The 8,714-nt window shown below is 29.6% G+C and carries 9 protein-coding genes and 2 pseudogenes; 8 read left to right on the top strand and 3 right to left on the bottom strand.

What is annotated here, in order from left to right; translation table 11 throughout:
- Window positions 1-609: tyrosine-type recombinase/integrase (locus CO726_RS25270; protein WP_169513084.1), on the bottom strand; the 609-nt coding region annotated here is incomplete at its 3' end.
- Between the two features lie 236 nt (window positions 610-845).
- Between CO726_RS25270 and CO726_RS25265 the strand changes: the two genes are divergently transcribed.
- The 3 genes from CO726_RS25265 to CO726_RS31950 all read left to right on the top strand — a co-directional run bounded on the left by CO726_RS25265 (window position 846) and on the right by CO726_RS31950 (window position 2,787).
- The gene (locus CO726_RS25265; protein WP_099686078.1) at window positions 846-1,214 is read left to right on the top strand and encodes a transposase; all 369 of its coding nucleotides are present in this window, start codon (window positions 846-848) and stop codon (window positions 1,212-1,214) included.
- A 23-nt stretch (window positions 1,215-1,237) separates the two neighbouring features.
- Window positions 1,238-2,164, top strand: coding sequence for a helix-turn-helix domain-containing protein (locus CO726_RS25260; protein WP_099686077.1), 927 nt, complete (start codon window positions 1,238-1,240; stop codon window positions 2,162-2,164).
- A gap of 467 nt (window positions 2,165-2,631) precedes the next feature.
- On the top strand, window positions 2,632-2,787 hold the full coding sequence (locus CO726_RS31950) for a hypothetical protein (protein WP_169513083.1): 156 nt from the start codon (window positions 2,632-2,634) through the stop codon (window positions 2,785-2,787).
- Window positions 2,788-3,180: 393 nt separating this feature from the next.
- Here CO726_RS31950 and CO726_RS25250 read toward each other — a convergent pair.
- Window positions 3,181-3,339 (bottom strand): annotated as a pseudogene (locus CO726_RS25250) (DUF4878 domain-containing protein); the annotation flags it as partial.
- Between the two features lie 198 nt (window positions 3,340-3,537).
- Between CO726_RS25250 and CO726_RS25245 the strand changes: the two are divergent.
- Window positions 3,538-3,759 (top strand): hypothetical protein, encoded by a 222-nt coding sequence (locus CO726_RS25245; RefSeq protein WP_099686076.1) that lies wholly within the window; start codon window positions 3,538-3,540, stop codon window positions 3,757-3,759.
- 659 nt (window positions 3,760-4,418) lie between these two features.
- Window positions 4,419-4,658 (top strand): annotated as a pseudogene (locus tag CO726_RS25240) (zinc ribbon domain-containing protein); the annotation flags it as partial.
- 486 nt (window positions 4,659-5,144) lie between these two features.
- On the opposite strand, the gene CO726_RS25235 reads toward CO726_RS25240, so the two are convergent.
- Entirely contained in the window at window positions 5,145-5,948 is an 804-nt protein-coding gene (locus CO726_RS25235; RefSeq protein ID WP_099686075.1) for a hypothetical protein, read from the bottom strand.
- 294 nt (window positions 5,949-6,242) lie between these two features.
- Here CO726_RS25235 and CO726_RS25230 point away from each other — a divergent pair, with 294 nt between their 5' ends.
- The 3 genes from CO726_RS25230 to CO726_RS25220 all read left to right on the top strand — a co-directional run bounded on the left by CO726_RS25230 (window position 6,243) and on the right by CO726_RS25220 (window position 8,625).
- Entirely contained in the window at window positions 6,243-6,437 is a 195-nt protein-coding gene (locus tag CO726_RS25230; RefSeq protein WP_245916753.1) for an SIR2 family protein, read from the top strand.
- A 73-nt stretch (window positions 6,438-6,510) separates the two neighbouring features.
- On the top strand, window positions 6,511-7,089 hold the full coding sequence (gene thsB, locus CO726_RS25225; RefSeq protein WP_099686074.1) for a Thoeris anti-phage system ThsA activator ThsB: 579 nt from the start codon (window positions 6,511-6,513) through the stop codon (window positions 7,087-7,089).
- A 660-nt stretch (window positions 7,090-7,749) separates the two neighbouring features.
- On the top strand, window positions 7,750-8,625 hold the full coding sequence (locus tag CO726_RS25220; protein WP_099686073.1) for a hypothetical protein: 876 nt from the start codon (window positions 7,750-7,752) through the stop codon (window positions 8,623-8,625).
- Window positions 8,626-8,714 lie beyond the last annotated feature (89 nt).

The raw sequence follows: 8,714 nt of genomic DNA, 5'->3' as shown, positions 1-8,714 counted from the left end.
AGAAGGGTGGAACGCAAGATCAGCCCATTTTGCATTTGCGACTTCTTCAATTCGTAGACCAGTAGTGGTAAGGAGGAAGAACAAGGAATACATAAAGAAATTTGTTCTTTTTAATGTATCTAAAATTCCGTTCACTTCCTCTGGAAATAGATCGCGGTTGACCAACTCTTCTTTTTTTACAGATACCTTTTTTATACGACTACTAAAATCGTCTGAGAGTCCATTATTATCATAAACATATTTTAAAAATTGCTGAACTACTGTTTTCTTACGGCGTAATGAAGTGGCCGCATATTTCTTACTTAATTCATAGAAATAGATTTCCATTTCATTATGGGATAATTCCTGAATGGTTCCTATTTTTTCTTTTATGTACCGAAGAAAATGAGAAAGATCATGGAGGTATACTTTTTTAGTTCGTTCACTTCTTTTTTTCGTTAAAGAAGGTTCGTCATGTAAAAATAAGTAAACCAATGATTCTTCACTCAATTGGGAGTAATCAACATTTCGGATACCCATACCCATAATTTTTTCAAAATGACTGCTATCAAAAAAATCTGATTTTGATTTTACAATTTGGTTATTATGTTCGTAATTTATGATATTCAAATATAAACACAACCTTTGACAGAATGAAATATAAACAAATATTTTTATATAAATTTTTATCATTCTAATTATACCACAATAAATCCGTTATTTATTGTGGTATAGATAAATATATACAAGTTAATTATTTTATGAATAGATGAAATGTTTCTCTTTAAAATGTATAATCAAAATATCACACCTTTTTATTTTATTTAGGTTTTTCTTTTTATTTATAAGATAGAGGAGGATTACTTGTGAAAGAGGAACGCCGAACCATTATCAATGAAATTTCCTATCTAGAATTGAAACATTGTATGGAATGTCCTTTATATACTTCAAAAGAAGTTGCACCTGAAAAAAGACGAAAGAAAAAAATAAGGAATAATAAATTATGTGAGGGCTGTCCAGTGTATAAAGAAATAAGAGAGAGAGGAGAACGATTGAATAAATTATCAAAACAAGGTACATTTAATACAATAAAACAAAAATATATGGACAATCCAAGTTTGTTGCTGCAGTACAAAGAATATCCTATTGAGGTTATTATAACGGAATTAGGTATATCCAAATATGAATTGAGAAAACGAATGAAACAGGGAATGCTGCAGACTAAAATGGAATAATTCATGATATATGAGGTGGAACCTTGAATTACATATCTTTTGAAGAACTTTGCGAAATGGCAAAGTTAAGTAAGGGACAATTGAGCTATTTAATTAAACATAAACAAATTGAGCCAGCTAATTTAAAAAGTTGGAAAGCAGATGGCGGATATAGATTCTATGAGGAAGATGCGAAGAGAATATCTGAAATTTATAAAGATCTATACACTTTAAAAGAGGCAGCTACATATTTACAGAAATCAAAAACATATGTTTCAAATATGGCAAAAGAGGGCGCCTTACCATTTAAAGAAGTATTAAAAGGTAAACGAAGAGAAAAACTCTACCATATAGAAGATTTAAAAGAGTATAGAAGAAGTATGGATAATTTAAATAAGGAAAGTCAAAGGATGTATGATCATCTTCCATTGTATACTAACAATCTCCTATTGTTTGACTCCGTGACATTAGATGGACAACCTGTAAGGGTAATAGATGTAACCAAACGGGATGGAATCAATCTGCAGAATGAACGTATGACGATTCCAGACGAAGTTTCATCGAATCATTTTTCACAAATATGTATTCAGATTAACAGAATTACTAAACCTGGGGATGTTTCCTTCTTGTTCCCAATATATACTGCTTATGATGTTATGTTGTATGTCATATGTCATTTAGGAGTTTCAAACGTTCTGGTTTCTAAAAAAAATGAAGGATACTTGATGAAATGTAAGCTAGGAAATATGCCATATGATACTCATATATTTAGTGTTCTTAACACTTGTTTAATAAGTGGTCACTTACAACAAAAGAAAGATAGAATATATTTCACAAATAATAAAGAACATGTCAGTTTATACTTAGACCCCAGCATAATTAAGAATGCTAGGCAAATAGCTAAAGAAAAGGGGTATAAAGGATACAAAAAAGTCTTAGAAGAGATTCTAGATGAAAAATTAAAAAACTAGCATATATTTTTTATAGGAATTTTTAAAAGAAATCGGTTAAAAACAGCCGGTTTCTTTTAAATTAACTTAAAAGCTATAAACAAGGAAGAAAAGACCGATGCATATAATATCATTAAGTTAATGGATAAAATGCGATACAAACGAATCTGAGAGGCTGTTTTCGCGTGATTTATGTGAATTTTAATGTTACTTATAAAAATATAACTATTTTCATGAGTAATTAGTTATTTGTAACTTCACTCTTTTAATCTGAATGTATACCAAACTATCAGTATACATATTTAAATTATAGTAAACTAAATATCTGCTACATTACGATACTATGACATTAGAAAGACTTTGAAAATGGAGGAATTAACTATTTAAGAGATTCGAATTATGCTAAAATAGAAGTATAACTGTATATTGTGAAGGTGGGTTGTTATTATCCCTTCTTTCCATTTGGAAGGAAAGGAGGTGATCATAACATGGATTTTTTGTTTGAACTTTTAAAAGAAATTGCAAAAGCAGTGGTACGCGAAGTTTCAGCGTATCTTCTGAGAAAGCAGATTCTAAATGAAGACAGCAAAAAACCCACTCTTCGTAGCCGTCGGAAGCACAAGGGTGGGCTTAGAAAAAAATAAAACCTTTTAATAACAACCACCTTGACGGTAGCAGTTATGAGACGGGATGTTGACAGCATCTCGTCTTTTTTAGTATATGCAATTCAGTTAAGTACTATACTTTATATATATTGGATATGCATTCAATATATAACTAATCTAAAGTAAACATACCATATTTTTATTTTTTGGTCAACGTTTGGAAATATGAGGGGCTTAATTAAGAGGTTTATACTGTGATTCCTAATGTAAGTGATATAAAAATAAAAGTAGTTTTATAGTGAAGGGTTTGCTTGTTTTGAAAACAAGTAAACCCTCTTGATAGATAGTCTTTTATATATTTTACAGCAATCAATTTATCGATATCTATGTGCAAATTGCTCGCTATAAGAACCTAGAATTCTAGAACGTTTTTTATGATTTACTTATTTTCCAACCATCATCCGTTTTCTCTAGTTCAATTACGATTACTTTTTTAGGATTACCTTTATATACAGCATCAACAGTTACTGTAGCAATTTCATTTTTCTCTTCGACTTTTCGAATTTTATAGCTTTTAAGATCCTCGCTAACAAAGAGAATAAAATAATAATCAAACAACAAAGGGCTTTTTTAAGAAAAATAGCGGAAAGTGAAGAAGTTCCTTATATATATAAACCAGATGTCACAGAATCATATAAGAGGCTTTATCGGGAGTTAGTTCAACGATGGAAAGATACTAACAACTTAAAAACTAAATTTCCCTATAAAGATGAAGAACAATATAACGAATTGTACAGTTTTCATGAAGGAACCAAAAAAATAGAATCACCTTTATGTACAGATTGGGGATGCAGTGGTAAATGTAGTAAAGAAGAACACGAGCGAATAGAAACGCATTTCATTAATGAATACGGTGCAGCAACTGTCGAGTTCACAGATTCAAAGCGTATTAATTTATCACCATCAATTATTCTAGAAAAAGAAGACTTTCGTCCAAAGAGCTTTCAATAAATTAAATGACTCCCCCAATTATAAATTGGGGGAATGAACTATTTTGTTATAGATGATCAATCTTTTTTTAGCTTATAAAAAAGATAGGCAATTCCTTTATAAAAGGAATTGCCTTTTCAAATGAATTAAAACAAATAACAGACATATTAATTATAATTTAAATCGTTAAATATGTATATAGTTATATTAAAATTTATAGTATATATTTCAGCAGATTGAAGAAACCATAATTAATCGATGTCTTTATTATAGTCCAATGAAGAGACCGTTGGTAGCATACTTCAAATACAGATTTTCAAATTATATCAGTAATAACGGATATGTTATAATTTTCTTAATATACAAAAATAAGGGATAGGATAAAAGGAAAGGAAATCTCCACGAAGTAGCTCCAAGTGGCAATGTTTACTATAATAACGAAAGGCTATTACCAAGTGCCTCAAATAGGACTTGGTATGCATAAAAACCGTGGGAATATTAAATTTCTACGGTTTTATTGTATTGGAACATAATTAAACTTTAAGCATTATCTGTTAGTGATATAGGCATCTTCATTTTAAAAATGTATAATTATTATATGATAATTTTTTAATGGAGATGATAAGAATGCGTTTAAACAAAGATGATAGGTCGTTGCCAGTACTATTAGCTTATGATTCATGTTAGAATACAAAGCAAAATGGTATGGCAAACAAGTCATTGTCGTATCGAAAACATTTGCTTCCAGCCAATTATGCTCTTGTTGTGGATATCAAAACAAAGACGTTAAAAATCTAAACCTACGTGAATGGGATTGTCCTTCTTGTCGTACACACCATGATAGGGATATTAACGCAAGTATCAATCTAAAGAATGAGGCGATAAGGCTTCTAACCGCAAGGACTGCGGGGATAGCCTAATCAATTAGAGTTCGATAGAACTCTTTACTTAGGAACCCCTCACTTCTAAACGAAGTGAAAGTGGGGGTAGTTCAAGGAATTACTAATATCTAAATCTATTTCCGTAATATATATCTTATAAGTATTTTAGTAATTGAATAATATCTTTTTTAAATTCTGGGCTTGCTAATTTTAATAACTTAGGAACTTGTTGTAGAAAGACATAAAAGTCTAAACTAAAATCTCATAAACAATCGTTGATAAATAGCCATTATCATAAATTTTGTAGGTACTTTCATGTCTCAATAAAGGGACATGAAAGTCTAAACCTTTTGAACATAGGACAAGAAACTCTAAACTACTTAGCCGGTAATAATACAATAAAAAGTTTACTTTTGTTCCTCTGAAATCATTAACTTTACATCAAATCTCCTAATATCCTCAAAATGTACTATAAAAGTATAATTAATAAAAGGGAAGGGAAAACATGAACAATCTACACTTTATTTATTTTTTCTCACAAAATCCCTTCACAATTAAAGGTTTTTCCTTTTGGTTTTCCTCTATATAGCATTCAAGATATAACTCTCTAATCAGACTTGTTAGATCTAACATCTCATATTTTCTTACAGGAAATAGCAATAAAATTATAGATTTGATAGCTGCCCAAAAAAGTCTTATAGCAATATAGTAGAGGCTAACAAGACCTGCAATTATTATAAAAATAAATTTCACCGTATTTATATCAATAAGATAGGTGATATCAAACTTGAAATTTGGAAGTTTAAACATATTTTGCATTAAATACGTCCAAATTGGAATTAAAAAACCTACTAATAATGAGAGCCATGAAATATTTAGGAAACGATTTTGACATTCTTTTTCTGATACATCCATAAAAATTTTCAAATGTTTTTCATTATAAAATCCTTTTTCTTCAAAATAATTACGTAATTGCTTTATCTTTACTTCTCTTAGAGATTTAGTATCATTTAAATATACTAAAAACTTTGTTGTTAAAATAGTGTCACAACACACCAAAATCTTTTGTCCAGTTGTTAAATTTTCAAGGCCGCCTAAATTTTTTTCTAGTTTATATACTAAAACTATATAAGATGTAAGCGTTACAGGTAACATTAAAATTATAATTGTGGTCGATACAGTTGTATTTTGATTAAAAAACATTGCCATAAAGAATACCAATGTTAAAATTATACAAAACCAAGCATACAATCTTTCCTTTTTTAATATTTTAGAATTGCTTATGTTATCTCCATAAAATTTTATTAACTCTTGTAAATGGGTCTTCATTTCATTATCTCCTTTTTATAAATAAAATCAATATTATCATGTATAAGTATAATTAGAAATATAAATTTATATTCAATGATATTCGATCCTTTTCTATACTTAATATGTATAAAATTATTGGGATACGTAAATGATTCTGGGTATTAGGGGACACTTTAGATTTAGCGATCTTAGTAATAAAAGACAAATGATATGATAAAATATTTATATAAGAGATGTTTATTTGTATATTAGGCAAGGAGGATTAAGATGAAACTAGATTTTGAATAATATATTAAGGATTTTACAAAAGAGGTGACGGAAGAGAGTGCCGCAATTTTTGCAGGTGTAGATTTATCAATGCCTGCCGGCTATGTTAGTTGGACAAAGATTTTGGAATCTATCGCTGAAGAAATTGGATTAAATGTTAATAAAGAAAATGATTTTGTAAGAATTGCTCAATATTATTGTAATGAGAATCAGGGAAACAGAGGTAGAATAATTGATTAGTACTATACTAGAGTTTGTAGAGATTTTATCTAAATAATCATTACCATTATTAATCAGAGAGGACCATGAAATTATGGCGAAAAGAGTTTTTTTTAGTTTTCATTATCAGGATGTAATTGATTTTAGAGTAAATGTTGTAAGAAATCATTGGGTAACAAAATTAAATCAAAGTGCTGCGGGAGTCTTTGATGCATCTCTTTGGGAAGATGCAAAAAAAACAAGTGATATAGCTCTCAAAAGATTAATAAATAGTGGACTTAACAATACCTCGGTTACATGTGTTTTAATCGGATCCCAGACTTTTAATAGAAGATGGGTGAGATATGAAATTATGAAAAGTATAGAAAAAGGAAATAAAATACTAGGGATTCATATTAATGGTTTTAAAGATAAATATGGAAATATTAAAAGTAAAGGACCTAATCCCTTCGATTATCTAGGGTATCAATATAGTCAAGATGGTAAACAGTTACATTTGTATGAGTGGGCAGGGGGGAAATGGGTAGAATTTACCGATTTGGCGCCATATAATTTGAATCAAATCGCTCCTGAATCACATAGAGGAAAATTCTTTAGATTGTCATTGGCTTATCGTGTGTATGATTGGATTGATGATAATGGATATAATAATTTTGCCTCTTGGGTGCAATGATGAAAATAGATAGATAATTGAAAATAAAAAGAGGTAGCTAGTTATAGCTACCTCTTTTATTAAGATGAATATTGCAATTGTTGGGGAAAAGTTATTCTTCAAGATAATGTAACCTCCAGAATCCATATAAATCATCATTTTTATATGAATGAATTATAGAGAATAATGGTATAGATTATTAGGTACAAATGGGAGCTTCTTACACAAGATTAATTGAATTTAGTTCTGTAAATCTATAAAATTGTAGTTTAGATTTTTTGTTCCAACCAATATCTAAACTTTTTGAACATAGGACAAGAAACTCTAAACTACTTAGCCAGTAATAATACAATATTCGATAATCCCGCTACTTGTGATTGTATTTCTAGTGTATTAAAATTCATATTATTCCCTCTTTCGAAGTTGCATCTATAAATAAATGTAATACATTATATATTTTAAAAAAAAGACGCCCTAAGGTGCTCCTCAGACTTGGATTATCTTAATTTTAATAATCAGTTTATTTGATCAGTCCCTGAAAAAGGAGGGAATACAAAATATTTTATATAAATTGTAGACAAATTTGTATTAGTCGCGGAATGCAGTCAGGACCCATGTAGAGAAGGATAAGTTAACAAAGTAGAGAGTAATATACAAAAAATAGAGATTGGAGAATGTATTATGTCAAAAAAAATAAGGAAGTTAAAACCTAAGTTAATCCAAGAATTGAAAGAACTACAAAAAAGCAGAGGAGAGATGCAACATTTTTTAACTAATTTTGTTCTTAATCTATGCCATCGTAGTGAATCTATGGTTTTTTTGAGAGAGAACTATAGGCCTACGGATAACGGAAATCTTAAAGATTCTAAACCGTTTCAAGTATCTGTTGGTCTATACGTTAGTTCTTTAGTAACTTGTTGGGAAACTTTGTTTCGGGATTTGTTCGTATTTATAGTTGATAACGATAACGATATATATGATAGAATTTATTCTTTTTTGCAAGAAAAAAATATTGAGTTAGATGCCGTTGATGCTATGGATATAAGTGTAAGTGAATATATGTCCAAGCAATTTAATTTTCAAGATTTAGCACAAACATGTGAAGCTTTTAATTTCCTCTTTGATAGAACTGAAAAAAAAATAACAGATTATTTTGATGAAGCAATTAACGCTATCGGTGCATTTCAATGTAGTCGACCTAATTATATATTGCATTGGCTGCAACAAGGCAATATAGCTTTAGTTAAGAAGGAAATATTTGATACGCTTGAAGAAGCATTTAATATCCGACATAAAGTTATTCATGATGGGAATTTTTATATGGAAGTAATCCCAGAACAAATGGCGAAAATTGAATCATGTTTTGTGATTTTCCCTCAATTCATAACAGCTTGGTTGGCTATTAAATATAATCAAAAGAGGATGGTAGCTTTTGAAAAAAATGGAGGAACTGTAATGGTGTTAACTACTGATTTTATAGAGAATTCGGCAATTAAAATTCTTGATGTGTCCGATTTTAGTGCAAAAGATTACATAGTAGTTCCTGATACAAAATAATGAATTTGAACCCTCTCTTTATGTGAGGGCTTTTTATTTTGCTCATACCATACGCTCTATTAGGGGGGCAGCCGAGATACATGATTTTG

Origin of the sequence: Bacillus fungorum, from assembly GCF_002746455.1 — a bacterium.
Lineage (GTDB): Bacteria > Bacillota > Bacilli > Bacillales > Bacillaceae_G > Bacillus_A > Bacillus_A fungorum.
The sequence above is the reverse complement of the archived record's forward strand: the minus strand, read 5'-3'. Positions and strand labels throughout refer to the sequence as shown.

What these genes read in the sequence shown, in the direction of transcription:
- CO726_RS31950 (WP_169513083.1), top strand. Translation starts at nt 2,632, where the DNA reads ATGGATTTTTTGTTTGAACTTTTAAAAGAAATTGCAAAAGCAGTGGTA.
- CO726_RS25235 (WP_099686075.1), bottom strand. Translation starts at nt 5,948, where the DNA reads ATGAAGACCCATTTACAAGAGTTAATAAAATTTTATGGAGATAACATA.
- thsB (WP_099686074.1), top strand. Translation starts at nt 6,511, where the DNA reads ATGGCGAAAAGAGTTTTTTTTAGTTTTCATTATCAGGATGTAATTGAT.
- CO726_RS25220 (WP_099686073.1), top strand. Translation starts at nt 7,750, where the DNA reads ATGTCAAAAAAAATAAGGAAGTTAAAACCTAAGTTAATCCAAGAATTG.